The sequence below is a fragment of the Nostoc sp. 106C genome (genome assembly GCF_002154725.1).
Taxonomy (GTDB): domain Bacteria; phylum Cyanobacteriota; class Cyanobacteriia; order Cyanobacteriales; family Nostocaceae; genus Aulosira.
Genome location: NZ_MTAW01000138.1, coordinates 23,669 through 40,094, shown reverse-complemented (window position 1 = coordinate 40,094; position 16,426 = coordinate 23,669). Strand labels below are relative to the sequence as shown.

At 42.7% G+C, this 16,426-nt stretch carries 15 protein-coding genes; 9 read left to right on the top strand and 6 right to left on the bottom strand.

Annotation, left to right across the window (positions count from 1 at the left end):
* Positions 1–127 precede the first annotated feature (127 nt).
* Together BV375_RS21345 and murI are read left to right on the top strand one after the other, a co-directional pair.
* Complete coding sequence (locus BV375_RS21345; protein WP_086763990.1) at positions 128–2,050, top strand: N-acetylmuramoyl-L-alanine amidase; 1,923 nt, start codon at positions 128–130, stop codon at positions 2,048–2,050.
* Positions 2,051–2,180: 130 nt separating this feature from the next.
* Entirely contained in the window at positions 2,181–3,062 is an 882-nt protein-coding gene (murI, locus tag BV375_RS21340; RefSeq protein WP_086763988.1) for a glutamate racemase, read from the top strand.
* A 65-nt stretch (positions 3,063–3,127) separates the two neighbouring features.
* On the opposite strand, the gene BV375_RS21335 is transcribed toward murI, so the two are convergent.
* Positions 3,128–3,325 (bottom strand): hypothetical protein, encoded by a 198-nt coding sequence (locus BV375_RS21335; RefSeq protein ID WP_208095976.1) that lies wholly within the window; start codon positions 3,323–3,325, stop codon positions 3,128–3,130.
* A gap of 1,145 nt (positions 3,326–4,470) precedes the next feature.
* On the opposite strand from BV375_RS21335, the gene sds reads away from it, so the two are divergent.
* Complete coding sequence (gene sds, locus BV375_RS21330; protein ID WP_086763984.1) at positions 4,471–5,442, top strand: solanesyl diphosphate synthase; 972 nt, start codon at positions 4,471–4,473, stop codon at positions 5,440–5,442.
* Positions 5,443–5,511: 69 nt separating this feature from the next.
* Here sds and BV375_RS21325 read toward each other — a convergent pair whose 3' ends face one another.
* The gene (locus tag BV375_RS21325; RefSeq protein ID WP_086763982.1) at positions 5,512–5,985 is read right to left on the bottom strand and encodes a hypothetical protein; all 474 of its coding nucleotides are present in this window, start codon (positions 5,983–5,985) and stop codon (positions 5,512–5,514) included.
* 206 nt (positions 5,986–6,191) lie between these two features.
* Here BV375_RS21325 and hetZ point away from each other — a divergent pair, with 206 nt between their 5' ends.
* The 5 genes from hetZ (at position 6,192) to gmk (ending at position 12,376) form a co-directional block, all read left to right on the top strand.
* Positions 6,192–7,382 (top strand): heterocyst differentiation protein HetZ, encoded by a 1,191-nt coding sequence (gene hetZ / locus BV375_RS21320; RefSeq protein ID WP_086763980.1) that lies wholly within the window; start codon positions 6,192–6,194, stop codon positions 7,380–7,382.
* Positions 7,375–8,352 carry a PatU gene (locus BV375_RS21315; protein WP_086763978.1) on the top strand — a complete coding sequence of 326 codons (978 nt, stop codon included), beginning with the start codon at positions 7,375–7,377 and terminating at the stop codon, positions 8,350–8,352. The genes hetZ and BV375_RS21315 overlap by 8 nt, the downstream gene beginning before the upstream one ends.
* A gap of 327 nt (positions 8,353–8,679) precedes the next feature.
* Positions 8,680–11,043 (top strand): DUF3488 and DUF4129 domain-containing transglutaminase family protein, encoded by a 2,364-nt coding sequence (locus BV375_RS21305; RefSeq protein WP_208099160.1) that lies wholly within the window; start codon positions 8,680–8,682, stop codon positions 11,041–11,043.
* A gap of 297 nt (positions 11,044–11,340) precedes the next feature.
* Positions 11,341–11,607 (top strand): DUF370 domain-containing protein, encoded by a 267-nt coding sequence (locus BV375_RS21300; RefSeq protein ID WP_086688026.1) that lies wholly within the window; start codon positions 11,341–11,343, stop codon positions 11,605–11,607.
* A 169-nt stretch (positions 11,608–11,776) separates the two neighbouring features.
* Entirely contained in the window at positions 11,777–12,376 is a 600-nt protein-coding gene (gene gmk, locus BV375_RS21295) for a guanylate kinase (protein ID WP_086763976.1), read from the top strand.
* A 272-nt stretch (positions 12,377–12,648) separates the two neighbouring features.
* Here the strand turns inward: gmk and BV375_RS21290 are convergent, their stop codons facing one another.
* The 3 genes from BV375_RS21290 to BV375_RS21280 form a co-directional block, all read right to left on the bottom strand.
* Positions 12,649–13,167: a photosystem I reaction center protein subunit XI gene (locus BV375_RS21290; protein WP_086688028.1), complete on the bottom strand. Its 519-nt coding sequence runs from the start codon at positions 13,165–13,167 to the stop codon at positions 12,649–12,651.
* Between the two features lie 269 nt (positions 13,168–13,436).
* Entirely contained in the window at positions 13,437–13,586 is a 150-nt protein-coding gene (gene psaJ / locus BV375_RS21285) for a photosystem I reaction center subunit IX (RefSeq protein ID WP_012410218.1), read from the bottom strand.
* 39 nt (positions 13,587–13,625) lie between these two features.
* Positions 13,626–14,120 carry a Photosystem I reaction center subunit III gene (locus BV375_RS21280; protein ID WP_086763975.1) on the bottom strand — a complete coding sequence of 165 codons (495 nt, stop codon included), beginning with the start codon at positions 14,118–14,120 and terminating at the stop codon, positions 13,626–13,628.
* A 292-nt stretch (positions 14,121–14,412) separates the two neighbouring features.
* On the opposite strand from BV375_RS21280, the gene tsaD reads away from it, so the two are divergent.
* Entirely contained in the window at positions 14,413–15,462 is a 1,050-nt protein-coding gene (tsaD, locus tag BV375_RS21275) for a tRNA (adenosine(37)-N6)-threonylcarbamoyltransferase complex transferase subunit TsaD (RefSeq protein WP_086763974.1), read from the top strand.
* A 17-nt stretch (positions 15,463–15,479) separates the two neighbouring features.
* Here tsaD and BV375_RS21270 read toward each other — a convergent pair whose 3' ends face one another.
* The gene (locus BV375_RS21270; RefSeq protein ID WP_086763973.1) at positions 15,480–16,412 is read right to left on the bottom strand and encodes an alpha/beta hydrolase; all 933 of its coding nucleotides are present in this window, start codon (positions 16,410–16,412) and stop codon (positions 15,480–15,482) included.
* Positions 16,413–16,426 lie beyond the last annotated feature (14 nt).

Here is a 16,426-nt window from a genome sequence, read left to right as displayed (position 1 = left end):
TGTCTTTATCCAAGCGCGAAGTGCTTTTGCTGCATTAAAGCTAAAGTTTGGGCGGTGACGGTGTGAGGATTTACCAATATTTTGAAAGCTTAACGGCTCCCATGAATGCAAATCAGGAGAATGGACTGTGAAACTACACTGGTTACTACCCGGTACTTTTGGAACTATCTTCATACTGTCGTCGCCAGCTTTTGCAGCGAGACTGGAATCTTGGCGTTTTGATCCCAATCAAAACCGACTGGAAATTAACACTGCGGGTGCTGTACAACCAAAGGCACAACTCATCTTCAACCCTACCCGGTTGGTAATTGATTTACCACAAACTGTATTTGGTCGTCCCCAGGTGACGCAACCAGTGGGTGGAGCAATTCGCTCGATTCGTGTTGGACAATTTGACCAAGAAACAACTCGCATAGTCGTTGAACTTACTCCTGGTTATACCTTAGACCCTCAGCAAGTAAAATTTACAGGCATTACTGCTAGCCGCTGGGCAGTCAAATTGCCTAATCCAAAAGTTGAGGAGGTCGCCACCTTAGCTGATGCTAATAGACCACAAAAAGAAGTGCCAAGAACGGTAGTCCCTTCTACAACATCTCCAACACTATTTCCCCCAAGAAACGTTTACAACGTAGTCAAAACTGGTACTGTTACCCCTACTAATAACAGAACTGCAATTAATACCACAGACGGGGCAACTCAAATTGAGAATTTACGAGTGACAGGGGATGGGTTTTTCATCCGCACCAGTGGTGGTAACCCGAAAATCCAGGTCAATCGGACTGATGACCAAAGGGCAATTAATATCGACATTGCTGGTGCATCGCTATCACCAAAATTAGAGCAACGAGATGTGTTGATTAATCGCTATGGAGTCAATCGCATCCTATTTAGCCAATTACAAACACAACCACCAGTGGTGCGGATGACGTTACGAGTAGACAGCAACAGTCCTGACTGGCGGGCAAGTATTAGTAGTGTTGGTGGATTCGTAGTTCTGCCCAATAGTGGTGTGGTGCGATTGCCTGGAGATAATAATCAGCCCCCCAGAACATCTGTTACAGACTCCCCAGCTACCATTCAAGCTGTTGAACTCGCTGGCAATGGTACTCAATTGTTAATTCGCGCCGATCAAGCTTTATCTGCTAAGGGAGGTTGGGATAGGACTTCTGGTCTGTTCCGGATTACAATTCCTAATGCAAAGTTAGCACCTAGAGTGACCGGGCCTGCTTTAGATGCCACTAGCCCGATTCTGCGGGTACGACTGCAACCGCAAGAACCGAATACTGTGGTTGTCTTCGTTCAACCAGCCGCAGGAGTACAAATTGGCGAACTCAACCAAGTTGGGAGTCAGCTGATAGCTCTACAATTACAGCGCTCTCGTCCAATCACATCGTCTAGAATACCTCCTGTTGCTTTACCGCCGCTGCCACCAACCCAAGGACAATTACCAGACCCCACTGATAATCCTCGGACTCTACCGCAGGTAGGACAGCGCCCCGTAGTTCCCAGAGGCAAATTATTAGTAGTGATTGACCCTGGACATGGCGGTAAAGACTCTGGCGCACCAGGTCTAGGCGGACTCCTAGAAAAGGATGTTGTTCTGCCTATTAGTATTCAAATCGCCAGAATTTTAGAGAAAAATGGCGTACAGACTGTACTGACGCGGGATGCAGACTTTTTTGTAGAACTTCAAGGACGTGTAGATATAGCTGAGCGAGTTAATGCAACTTTGTTTGTTAGCGTTCACGCTAATTCAATTGATAACCGCTCTGATGTTAATGGGCTAGAAGTATATTATTACGACAGTGGTCACGATTTTGCTGACGTGGTTCGCAATACAATTCTCAATAGTATCGGTACCATCAAAGACCGAGGAACACGCAAAGCCAGATTCTACGTCCTCAGGAAAAGTTCTATGCCTTCTATTTTGGTGGAAACAGGCTATATGACAGGCCGGGAGGACAATCCCAGATTAGCAAGCCGAGAATACCAGAATCGGATGGCAGAAGCGATCGCTAATGGAATTCTCAAGTACTTACAAAGAAGGTAAAAATGTAGTAAAAATTACTAGTTAAAGAGGTGATATTTAGACTTCTTTTATGTACAGGATTTATAAGTCTTAGCAAGTTGGCTACTAAATCCTGTATCTTAATTCAAAAAACCTCAACCAATATCAGCCCGTGTATTCATCTTCCATCTTTGAAGGCAATCTTTATAATTTTTCGGATCAAGAACCCCAACGTGCGCCTATTGGCATCTTTGATAGTGGCGTGGGTGGTTTAACCGTACTGCGACAAGTTTATCGGCAACTCCCTAACGAATCAGTTATTTATTTTGGTGATACAGCTCGACTGCCTTATGGCATTCGTTCACAAGCAGAGATATTACAGTTTGTGCGCGAAATTCTTACCTGGTTGCAACAGCAGCAGGTAAAAATGGTCATTATGGCTTGCAATACAAGTTCTGCTCTAGCACTAGAAACAGTTCGAGAAGAATTTAATCTCCCGATTCTCGGCGTTATTCTCCCAGGAGCGAGGGCAGCAGTACAGCAAGGTAAGCGGATTGGTGTGATTGCTACACCAGCAACCGCCAAAAGTAATGCTTATAAGCAAGCTATATTAGAAATCGATCCCAATGTTCAAGTTTGGCAAGTGGGTTGTCCAGAATTTGTACCACTAATTGAGCAAAACCGCATCCACGACCCCTACACAATTGAAGTAGCCCGCTCTTATCTTGAACCGTTAATACACCAAGAAATCGACACTTTAGTCTATGGCTGTACCCATTATCCCCACCTCGCACCTGTGCTGCGATCGCTCCTTCCCTCTCAGGTAAAGCTTGTTGATCCAGCTGTTAATGTTGTGACAGCTTGTACCCAAGATTTAGACTTACTAGGTTTACGAAATATCCATCCTCCATTGCCGACTCGCTTTGCTGTTAGCGGCTGTGCACAGCAGTTTGCCCAATCAGGATTGCAGTTGTTGGGCTATACTCCACTGGTTGAGGAAGTTTGCTTTACTGAAGCTACAACATCCCACCTGCAACAAGACTTTGTTGGGTGATTAGTAAATAGTCAAGAGTCAATAGTACACAGTCAAAATACTCTGCTTTGGCCTTTGGCTGTTGACTACTGACTATTAACTGCTTCAGTCACCTTCGGTGTTACTGATAACTCTTGTTTGTGGTTTCCTTTAGTTACCAAAGAAATATCTGTAGCATCAGTGTTTTTTCCTGTTCGCTTTGCTAGTGCTAATAGTAGGTAAACTGTAAACAAATATCCAGCAGCTAAAATAAAAATCATCATAGGCATATTTTCGTAAATCATTGTTCTAGCAGCACCTTTATCTAAACGAATATGCAATTCCATAACTTAAACAAAACTTCAACCAAACAAGCTAATTCTTGATGGCTGTAGTTTGCTATGCTAGACTACACCGTAGAGATATAACCCCCACGGTCAACGGATTATTGTTTAACTTAATTTGTCGCAGACTATACATTGCAGAGTAGCTAAATTACAAACAGTAATTTTTAACTGCGCTCCTCAGTAGTCTACCTAGTCCGCGTTATTCCTGCACACACCACAATGTGGGAGTAACACCAACGCTCAATGTAATACAAAAACGAGCGGTTTCCCTTGAGGGTAGGGTATAACTCCAACCTATAAGGTTTGCAGGTCGCAGCTAAAAATTAGGAATTACTCCCTTGACATAACCGCGACTAATTATTGAATTACAACTCCTTATAAGGATAATCACCTACAGGCGATTTCCCTTCAAGAGTGAATATCTGAAAAATTTAAAATCCCTAGATCTAAGCGTAACACAACGTTCATGACTTTTAAGCCTAGTTCGTAGCTAAATTTTAAATTTTCTAAATGACTTTACCCAAATAGAAAAAACCGATCTAGCTAAAATAATACTTAGTGCTTATTGTTTTTTATGAATCAAAAATATAAATTTGCGTCATTAGTAATAAAATTGACTACTTTACTTTATTTTTAACGATTAATTATTTATAAAAATTAGATATTTAGCTACCAGAAACATTAATCTCGCAAATATTTTACTAGTCTTAATTATAACTATGTATCCAATTTAAAGCCTAAGTACTTAAGTAATTACCATAAAGTTCGGTAGAAAAACGCAGATAACTGACACCATAAGTCTAGAGAGTTAATGGATTTGATATCATACCTTAAAGGCAAAGTTTTATAGAATTATTACTTTTTTAGTAGCTAAAAATACAGTTTTTTGCTACGAGCAGCAATTTTAGTATGGCACAAAGAAATACACTTTTTCTGAAAAACACTTTAATAGCCTAAAATAGCAGGTTTTTTAATTATGAAGACGGTACAGGCTTAGAAAATTGAGGGATTCGCCGATCAAAATTTTGCGCAGGCCCAGGGTTATCTTAAAATGAGTAAAGGATATGTAAACTTTCGTAACCTAAGCCAGAGTCCGCCCATCCATGACCCCAGCCACCTCCCTGTTTACCCCTGTGGAAGCAGACCTGCGAATACTAGCAGATAATCTCAAACAGCTAGTTGGAAATCGCCACCCCATCCTTTATGCAGCCGCCGAACATTTATTTGGAGCTGGGGGAAAGCGCATTAGACCAGCTATCGTTCTGCTGATAGCGCGAGCAACAATGCTAGAACAAGACATTACATCCCGTCACCGACGCTTAGCGGAGATCACAGAAATGATCCACACAGCAAGCTTGGTGCATGATGATGTAGTAGACGAATCCCAGATGCGACGTGGTGTTCCTACTGTCCATAGTTTGTTTGGTAACCGAATTGCCGTTTTGGCAGGAGATTTTCTTTTCGCCCAATCTTCCTGGTATTTGGCTAACTTAGACAATTTGGAAGTGGTAAAACTGCTCTCAGAGGTGATTATGGATTTGGCAGCTGGAGAAATCCAGCAAGGGCTGAATCGCTTTGATACTAACACCTCGATCGAGACTTACCTAGACAAGAGCTATTACAAAACTGCCTCATTAATTGCCAACAGTTCTAAAGCAGCGGGCTTACTGAGCGAAGTATCTCAGGAGAATGCTGAGCATTTGTATAATTATGGACGCCATCTTGGTCTAGCATTCCAGATTGTGGATGATATTTTAGATTTCACAAGTTCGACAGATACATTAGGTAAACCAGTAGGGTCTGATCTTAAAAGTGGCAATCTTACTGCACCAGTTTTATTCGCTTTAAAGGAAAAACCATATTTAGAAGTACTGATTGAACGAGAGTTTGCCCAAGCAGGAGATTTAGAACAAGCACTCTTGTTGATTCAAGAAAGTCAAGGAATACAGCGGGCGCGAGAATTAGCCGCTCACCATGCTAAGGTAGCAACTGAACATATTGCTGTTCTACCAGCCTCCGAATCTCATCAAGCTTTAATTAACATGGCTGACTATGTACTGAGTCGGCTGTATTAGGAGCTGGGGATTAGGGGCTAGCTAGTATAGATGATTAATTTCCTGACAATGCCCCATGCCCCCTGCCATTCAAGCAATATTAGGTGGTACCTGTTTTGGTGAAGGATTTTGTTGTAGTTTTTGTTGAATCTGATTTTGCAGGTCAGTTCGCCCTACCTCGACTGCATTGGTAGTTAAGCCAGGACTTTCAAAAAAAACTATACTATCTACTGGTTCTAGTGCTATCAGTTGGAACAAAATGTGAGTCACAGGAATAGCTGTAGCTATGATTTGAGAGTCAGTTCCAGCGGATGAGGCAAGTGTGGCATCATTTAAGCTAGGAAATGCGTAAACAACGTGTTTTTCTAATCCTGGATTTGCCCGGTTGCTTAATGTAGTTAAAACCCACTCTGACTCCAAGCTTTGGAGAATATAATACTGAGGGTAATGTAACTGATGAGCGATCGCCTTGATGGCAGGGGCAATTGCTGCAACAAGTTGTGGTGTTATACCATCGTGTGGTGCATTATCAATCAACAATTGAATTTGTGCTTCTAAATCCATAACGACTTGTCAACGGCTCCTGGGTAATGGCCATAACATCAAAGCAAAGTGAGAATAATCTCACTAAAGTTGGGAATAATAAATTAAGCCAAATCCTCAATGAGGGTTCGTCTTTTGTTTAGCTTATACGCAAAATTCATCAAGCCAAAACCCACAGTCGTACAGGTTGTGTTTAAGTATGTTAGGGTCTTTTAAAAACAGAGACTATGAATTCAGCCGCAACCGCAACTATTCAGGGAGAAAATTCTATCGGCGTGGAGGTGATATTTCAACTCCTATTCAAGGAGCTTCAACAGTCAACCAAAGCTTCGGAACAGAATTGCCATGATGTGGCAACACGCATTGCCTCCGAAGTCTACCGGATTTGCAACGAGAGTAAACGTATCCAAGCTTCCGGTGCTGTGGAAAACTCAGCAATAACATTAGCCCGTCATCGGCTGCAACAGTGCCTGAGGTACTATCAGCTGGGTTCAAATCGGGGGAGGATAGAATTACATAGCACTTTGAGTGCCATTATCTACCGTTACATTAATCCTCCTCAGAAGCAATTGAGTTATCAAGGGCGGCTGACTATCATTGAAGATTTTCTACAGAGTTTTTATCTGGAGGCATTAAATGCTTTCCGCCGGGAAAATCAAATGGGTGCCGCCTATCGCCCCCAGACACTTCTGGAATTGGCAGAGTATATGGCATTTACTGAACGCTATGGTAAGCGACGGATACCCTTACCAGGTCGTCAACAGCAATTAGTTATTCTCCGAGCGCAAACCTTCTCTCAACAGCAACCTCCAGAAACCAGCGTAGACATTGAGCAAGCGGCAGAAGGTAGTGCCAACGAAGCCGATGGTTCTTGGGAAGAGCCAGCAGTACAACAATTGCGTTCGGCAATGGCAACGCAACCAGAACCAGAACCAGAAGAAGATACGTTGCGCTCTGTCGTAATTACAGAATTATTAGATTATTTAGAACAACGACAACAAAACGACTGTGCCGATTACTTTAGCCTCCGCCTTCAAGATCTTTCAGCACAGGAAATAGAGTCAATTTTAGGTTTAACCCCTCGCCAGAGAGATTACTTACAGCAGCGTTTTAAATATCATTTAATTCGGTTTGCCTTGTTGCATCGTTGGGAATTAGTTCACGAATGGTTAGAAGCTTCGTTACCTACGAATCTAGGCTTGACTCCCCAACAGTGGCAAGCATACACAGCGGAGTTAGACGATAAACAAAGGTCTCTACTCAACATGAAACAACAAGGACAACCCGACGAAAAAATTGCTAAAACTTTAGGTTTGTCTATGGCGCAATTGCAAAAACGGTGGTTTAAGATTCTTGAACAAGCTTGGGAAATTCGTAACTCTTTAGTGTCCGGATCAGGTGCATCTACTCATGAATAGTGACTCAGAATCCTTTCATCACCAGTTACTTAGTTGGGTGTTGGCAGAAGATGCCATCACCTCTAAGTTGTCTTCGGTAGATGGTCAGGAAATTGACGGGGTAAAAAACCCTCTCAAGCAAGCCACCACATCAACAAGTGGTGAGCAAGAGTCGGGAGGGACGCCCCAAACCTTTCAACTGGGAGAAATTCCTACTGTGCAAGAACGTTTCCAATCCGTCCTCAAACGTCGCTTACAAATCCAGATTCAAAACCACCCGCCTTTATTTCCTTGGGAAAGCCAATTAATAGACTATCCCGATTATGCCGACGAGCAATCGATAGCATTAGTTCCCACTTGGGGATGGGTGGCACAACAGTCTAAGCTGAATTTGCCTATTGCCTTGCCGGAAAGCATTTTCCGTCAATTAGTGCAAAAGTGTCAAGTATTGCTGACATCTTCCCTACCTTTGGGTGCCAAGTTAGTTCAGGCAGTCGAGGAATTGTTTCCCAACGATAGCCAAGCACTAAACGACATTGCTGGATTAGTACTTAGAAGTACTTATCGGTCTGTAGATGCCCTGGAGACAATCCCCAATATTCAGAGCGATTACGCCGATCTAAAAGAACGTCAACAAATGGCATTATCGCTGTTAGCAGCGAAACAACTTTTAGATAACCTGACTCTACCACTTTCACCAACCAATCCGGTGATCGAAAGAGAATGGTTAACTAGTGTCGGTGTTTTAAACCTAAAAGTAGAATACCAGTCTCAGGGTCAGATGGGAAAGGTGCGAGTCCGAGGTGAATTACCCACTAAAGGAATTTTGACACTTAGAGGCAAGGGTACTCAGTCGGTAGCACAGTCTTTGGATTCGGGAAGCTTAAGTGTAGAATTACACTGTCGGCAACTCAACCAGACTTATACCTTAGAAGTCGATTTTCCAGAAATAGACCAACAGCCGCTGTTGTTTGTCATTAATCCCACATAGGCTAAACCATCACTGCTAGCACTTGGTTTGATAAACGCCAATAGATCATTAAAGATTATCCTGGTTTTGAAACTTATCCTTTTTTTCAACAAGCGGTATTGAAGGATCTGACGCAAATCTAATCATTAGATTGGTAGAACCTAGCACAAAAGGCGTAGATTCACATAGACGTATTGCCAGTTGGTTACTATGCCATATAGGGAATTCCCCTTCGCTAAAGGCGTTCTCATAGAGTAGGGTAGGGTAGCAGCTGGAGGTCAGGTAGTTGGTTTCCATGCCCAGCATTATGTCCTTAGCGTCTATATCATCGCTTTGCTCGTACTTTAAATGTTTAACTTATCCAGGATCAATCAGTTTTGGCGTTTACCTGTAGGACATTACTACTGGCGGCAAAACAAGCAAGGGTCGCCTTTAATGGAAGTGGAAGATTCAATTTCCTTACGGGTGCTAGTGCTAGCGTTGGTAATTATGGGAATTGTGGCGACGGATATTGCCGCCGAGACTAAATTTAGTCTTTGGGCTATTCCTGTAAGTATTATGGGTGCAATTTGGAGTAACCGCAGTCGCCGCAATACCAATATTACAGTCAAATTTTGCATCGCCATAGGAATGTTAATAGCACTGGGTGCTTTCTTTGGGCGGTTATTAGGGGAATTAAATGATACCCGGCTGGGTTTGGCAGAGTTATTGATTCAACTTCAAGTACTCCACAGCTTTGATATGCCCCGTCGTAAAGACTTGGGCTATTCAATTGTCATTGGGTTAATTTTACTAGGTGTGGCGGCAACGCTGAGCCAAACTTTAGCATTTGCGCCTGTGCTGCTGTTATTTTTAGCGATCGCTTTGCCTACTCTAGTCCTAGATTACCGCTCAAGACTCGGCTTAGAAAAGTTAAACTTTCAAAAGCAAAAGGTAAAAGAGAAAAAATGGTCTTCTCTTTTACCTTTTTATTTTTTACTGTTCACGTTAATTGTAGGACTGGGACTGGCAATTTTTGCCGTTTTACCCAGGTTCCCAGGCTATCAATTACGCACCTTTCCTGTAAGTTCTGCGATTGCGGTCAAAGGCAATTTTACTGGGCGTAGTATTATTAATCCGGGTTATGTCCGTCAAGGTAATACCAAAAATCAAGGCAGTGGTAGCAATGGTGATGGACAAAGTAAAAACGGTAAACCAGGAAACATAGATAATAATTTTTATTACGGTTTTAATAGCCAAATTAACCAAAATCTGCGAGGAGCCATGAAACCCAAGGTGGTGATGCGAGTGCGATCGCATGCAGAGGGTTTTTGGCGAGTTCTAGCATTCGATCGCTATACAGGTAAGGGATGGGACGTATCTCGCAATGATGATGTTCTTACCTTAAAGCGATCGCCTTGGTCTTACCAAATTTTTCTCGCCCCGCCTGCGATTAGTGGAAAAACCCAGCAGGTGGTACAAACTTACACAGTAGTAGCAGATTTACCAAACCTGATTCCAGCGCTGGCTTATCCCAAGGAAATTTATTTTCCCACACCAGTGATTGCTGTCGATCAGGAAAATGGCTTGCGATCGCCTGTGGAATTATCAGAGGGTCTCACCTATACAGTAATTTCTGAAGTACCATACCGCGATCGGACAGCCTTAGGACAAGCTTCTACTAAATATCCAAAGCAGATTCAAAAACATTATTTGCAAATTCCTCCAGCGATTGCGCAAAAGGTTAGGCAACGCACCGAAGAAATCCTTGCTAACTACAATCGAGAACGGGTAGGAAAGTCATCTAAAACCCTAGATTCACCTTATGAAAAGGCCCTCTACCTAGCCCAATACCTGAAGCAAAACTACTCTATTCCCGAAAATCCCTTTGATCTGCCTTATTTAAGTGAAAAAGAAGACCTGGTAGAAGCTTTTTTATTCAAGTATAAAGGAGGCTACCCAGATCACTTCTCTACAGTACTGACAATGATGCTGCGTTCCATAGGCATCCCCGCACGGTTAGTAGCAGGATTCAGTCCGGGAGAGTTCAATCCCTTCACAGGGCTGTATGTTGTGCGTAACACTGACGCCTATGCCATGACGGAAGTCTATTTCCCCAAATATGGCTGGTTTGCTTTTGACCCGATTCCTAATCATCCCCTGATACCCCCTTCAATCGAAGATATACAAACTTTTAGCGTCCTGCGCCAGTTTTGGCAATGGCTAGCTGGATGGGTCCCCTCTCCGATCCGAGGTTGGCTCGATTATGTGTTTAGCACAATATTTACCTGGATTACCAGAGCGATTGCTTGGTTTTTTGCTTTATTCTCACAAGGTTGGCTAGGTGTCTTAACTGGTTTAATCTTGACAACTACAACGGCTTTCTTCTGTTGGTTGGGTTGGGAGCAATGGCGTGTGTGGCTGAACCGTCAGTGGTTGAGAAAATTATCACCAATGGAAAGCCTTTATCAACAAATGCTGCAATGGACAGCCCAAAAAGGTTTAGGCAAGCATCCAACACAAACACCTTTAGAGTATGCCAGAGTTGCCTATGAACATTATTCACCAGGAAATGCTCAGGTAATAGATGAAATTTGCCAAGCCTATGTAAGCTGGCGTTATGGTGGTCACACTCCTAACTTGCAGCTACTACGACAAAGATGGCAAGAACTGAAAACGACCACCACAGCGCAAAATTCAAAATTCAAATTTTACAATTCAAAAAGCTTATAAATTAAGCTCTTGGGCTATTTTCAAAACTTTGGTGTAAGAGAATTAAAATTTATCTCTTACACTTTTTTGTTTTTACTCATAATTAATAGTGTCTACGTATAACTTGTACTAGGGTAAATATGCATGTGTCTTAAGGAATATTTCCAGTAAAATTGGTTAAGAAATCGCTAAAAAAAGCAATTATTGTTTAAACACTAAAGCTGGCGTTCATTTAAGCGTTGTAACTCCTATTTTTAGGGATAACATGGAAATAATTATGTACTGACTACTCATACCGCGTTTGGTATCAGTTTTTTTATGGAAATTCAGTTAATCAATATAGGTTTTGGCAACATCGTATCTGCCAACCGAGTAGTTGCCATTGTCAGTCCAGAGTCTGCACCGATTAAGCGGATCATTACCGATGCCCGGGACAGAGGTCAACTGATTGATGCAACTTACGGTCGTCGTACTAGGGCTGTGATTATCACCGATTCCAGCCATGTAATTCTGTCGGCGATTCAGCCAGAAACTGTAGCAAATCGCTTTGTAATCTCTCGCGAGCATCAAGTGGTAGATAATTAAGTAGGGATGGGCTAATGGCCCTACCCTATTTACACCATATCAGCAGTAACATGTGAATTAGACAACTTTTATGTCACCCGTGTTGTAAATTCCTTAGTCAAGAGTTACACAGCTAACAAATACTAGACTAATGAATCTATGTCTATCGATTAATTCACAGGTTTAGCGGATGATGCAAGTTCTACCCATCCAGAGTGGTGCTACTACTAGAGAATGCCCGCCTTCCGGCCGGCTAATTGTTTTAACGGGTCCCAGTGGGGTTGGCAAAGGCACTTTACTGCGTGCATTGTTGCAACGTCATCCGGAACTGTATTACTCCGTATCTATGACCACACGTTCTCCTCGTCCAGGAGAAATTAACGGCAACAATTACTACTTTGTTAGTCGTAGCAAGTTTGAACAATTGGTTGCTCAAGGCGAATTCTTAGAGTGGGCAGAATTTGCTGGTAATTATTACGGTACACCCCGTGAAGCTGTACTTAACCAAGTTGGGTCTGGAAAATTGGTTGTACTAGAAATTGAGCTAGAAGGGGCAAGACAAATTCGCACTTCTTTCCCTAGTGCACATAGCATCTTTATCTTGCCACCTTCCTTTAATGAATTAGAGAAACGGATACGCGGGCGCGCACAAGATTCTGAGGAAGCGATCGCCCGTCGTCTGCGCCGCGCCCAAGAAGAGGTTAAAGCAGCAGATGAATTTGATGTTCAAATCGTTAATGACGATTTTGAAACTGCTTTACAAGCCCTGGAAGCAGATTTGTTTGGGTGATTTTCAGCCTTTTGTACCAAGCTTAATTATTTTTAAGACCAAACAAATAAGGACACATACAAAGAACTCAGCTTTTTATGTGTCCATTTTTGCTTGATTAACGAGCAATAAATTAGTATTGAGCAGATTGGCTACTGTTCACTAATTAGCAATTGCCAGAAGTTAAGTACTACTATGCTCTATTTTGGTAAAGAACGGCTCGTTTTTACTCGCCATTAATCACCAAGTGAAGCTTTGTAGAACTTAGAGATTAATGGCAGTTGAAGATATATTTAACCCACTAAACCTTGAATGAGTGCCAAATTGATAGTCAAAAAGTAAGCAACTACTGCGCCACCAATACCACCGATTAAGAAAGCACTAGCAAAGTTATTCCAGCCTTCATTGCTAGTAAAAGCATCCGGAGGATTGGGTGCAGTAACGCTAGCAAGTGCTTTTGGAGGATTGCTGTGAGCATACAAGGATAAGCCGGCAGTCAGAATGACAACCAAGCCGATAGCTGCCAGTAATCCAGCTAAGTTAGCATTAGGTGTATCACGCAGGGGACCTAATTTAGCAAAAGGACCAAATATCCAGTAACCATGAGCCATACCAATTTCTAGCCCGCGTCTAAAAGGAGTTATACCAGGGCGATAGGCAGGCAAGTTATTAATGAACCACTTCACCAAGGGAGAAGAATTAATTGGCGTTTCAAAGTTGCCTATCTGAGGATCGCGCTTTGCGGGAAAAACAACCTCACGATTTCTAGGATCGCTGGGAAGATTTTTGGATGCATCTACTGCTTGCGCCATATTTTATGTTCGCCTCTAAATTAGAATTGTGGCATTTTTCTATTAATAATAATTGTAGCTAAAGGTGCTTTTTGTCAGCGAAGTTTAGAAAAATTAATTTAGCTAATTACAAAAAAGAAACTCGTACTCTGTAAAGAAAGTACGAGTTTAAAATAATTATTCGTACTGCCTATTTGAGCTATATTTTCACCTAGCTAGGTTGAACAATATAACTACATAACATTAGACAGAAGACAACATATTCAGCTTGTGAAAATACCGTCTTCTACTTATGGCAGTGGGTGGAAAAGTAGGTCAGGGAAAAAGCGGTTAAATTCAATCAAAATCCCTGCTGTGATTGTCAACCAAATGGTAGCTGCTACTGGTGCAGTGGAAATAAACTTAATTAAATACGATGATTGGTCGCCTTTATCTGCCATGAATTTAGTCTCCAAAACAAGTTAATTAGTACTGATGAATTAGCGTGGGGAAACAGGTATTTCTGTATCCTTGGCTGTTAATTCACCTGAGAGTAATTCTTTGATTGCAGCAGCAGGCCAAGCAAAGCCTGAAGCAATAATTGGTAGCGCCAAACCCAGCTCGATTTGGATTTCTTTTTGCTCGGTGTTAGGAGCTTTTTTGACTGCTTGCAGATAGGAACGGCCTACCCAACCGATCCAACCAGCAATGTAAAGGAAGAGAATACTGGGAATTATGAAGTCACCTGCACGATCGAGACGACCATCAACAATCAAATGGGGATAACCCTCAGGTCCGCAAAATTCTTGAGAATAACGCTCAAATCGCTTTTGCCCAGAATTTGGGTCAGCGGTAGTATTACGGGCATTTTTTGCTAGCTCTTGAAAAGCGGGAGTGTCTGCGCATGGTGTCAAATTAGCCCCCAGCGCTTTTGCGGGCGGGGCAAAGTTGAACCAAAGACCAATCGCTAAAATCAAAGCAAACAATCGTCGCATGGAGTTGTTTCCTTTTATTACAAAACAAAAAGTTTTTTGTACAAAACGAAGCGGCTTGTACAGTGTTTATTTGCATAACTAGCAAGTCATCATACTCTTGCCTGGGAACCGAGTAAAGTTTAAGTAAATAAAAGTTAAAGCTTCTCAACCTAGTTTGGATCGAGTTTTGAGTTCTCAGTTCCAAATGTTCAGCAAAATTTCGTAATATTTGAGAAAATTTACGGCTGAGAACTTAGCATCAAGACCCAATAATCAGGGCTTAAGTCCCATTATTTATTACTCCCCTGTAGCAATGGCAACCGTTTTAGCAATCGAAACTAGCTGTGATGAAACTGCCGTGGCAATTGTTAACAATCGTCAAGTGTGCAGCAGTATCATAGCTTCACAAATCTCCATCCATCGTCAGTATGGCGGGGTAGTACCAGAGGTAGCATCTCGCCAACATTTAGAAACAATCAATTGGGCGATCGCTCAAGCTTTCGAGCAGAGCCAGATGAGCTGGGAGCAAATTGATGGCATTGCAGCAACTTGTGCCCCCGGTCTTGTAGGAGCGCTGTTGGTAGGGTTAACTGCGGCCAAAACTTTAGCAATGATCCAAAAAAAACCATTTTTGGGAGTGCATCATCTCGAAGGGCACATTTATGCAACTTACTTGAGCAAACCAAGTTTAGATCCCCCTTTTCTTAGCTTACTAGTTTCAGGCGGACATACAAGCTTGATTTACGTCAAAGATTGTGGTAATTACGAAACCTTAGGTGAAACTCGTGATGATGCGGCGGGAGAAGCTTTTGATAAAATAGCGCGACTGTTAAAGCTAGGTTATCCGGGAGGGCCGATCATTGATCAATTGGCACAAGCAGGTAATCCCCAAGCCTTTGCTTTGCCAGAGGGGAAAGTTTCTTTACCTGGTGGAGGATATCATCGCTATGACGGCAGTTTTAGCGGGTTGAAAACAGCAGTGTTGCGGTTAGTGCAACAGCTAGAGAAAAATAACACGGAAATTCCTTTAGCAGATGTAGCAGCCAGCTTTCAAGAAACAGTAGCGCGATCGCTTACGAAAAGAGCGATCGCCTGTGCTCTTGATTATGGACTAAGTACAATTGCTGTAGGTGGAGGTGTCGCGGCTAACAGCGGACTCAGAAAACATTTACAAGCATCTGCCGCCAAGAATAACCTGCGCGTCCTCTTCCCTCCCTTAAAATTTTGCACCGATAATGCTGCCATGATTGCCTGCGCCGCCGCTGACCATCTGGAACGAGGGCATACATCACCTCTAACTCTAGGCGTCGAATCTAGGCTATCGCTTGCCCAGGTGATGAAACTGTATCAATCGGGTTACTAGTCATTAAAGACTTGTGCCTATTGACCACTGACTATTGACTCTTGAATCTTGACAATTGAGCGGATATGGCTAGCAACTGCATCTGGCTGTTCTAACATTGCTAAGTGTCCACAATCAGGAATTTCAATTACATTGTCGCCACTGTATTGGAACAGTCGGTGAAAGCTAGCTAAATGACGCACATACTTAGGTTCCATCACTTTGTCGTGGGTACCTGTTAAAAAATAAACTGGCTGCTTGAGTTGAGATACCAGTTGAGGTAAACGATTGATTTCTTCTTCAGTTGTAGAGTCTAAGAGTGTTCCCAAGGCTGCTTCAGGATCGGCTACGACAAAATCGATCACTCGTTGACGCGCCCAATAACGCTCTAAGGGACGCGCCACACTAGTTCTAGTAAACAGTAAATCAATTAAAGGTATTTGAGATAACCAGCGAGGACGGATTTGTAAAAATCGCTGACCAGCCGAACGGAACTGCTCAAAGGCTTCTTTGAGATAAATGCCACCGCCTGCATTGATGCAGATAACTCCTTGAACGCAATCGGGCATTTGTTCTGCTGCCCAAAGTGCGATCGTGCCACCCAAAGAGTGGCCAATCAGCCAAGCACTGGTAATATGCAGCTGTTGCAACAGGAGTACTAAATCCTGAGCGTAGGCAGATGGAGTATACATAGAATCGAAGGGTGAGTCAACTCCACTACTGAAATTGCGAGCCAGACTTAGAGAAACTTCTGCTCGACTCAACTCGGTATCTGGCTGGGACTGGGACTCACCAAAACCCCGTAAATCATAAGATAGGCACTGCAAATCTACCGACAGACGGGAAATCACAGGCTGCCAGTATCCACGGCTATTTAGCCAACCGTGAATAAAAACTAAAGTATGGGGGCAAGATGTGGGAGCTGTTAGCTCGTATGCGTGTGAAACGCCCAAAATTTCGATGGTTGCCATACTTAATATCGTAC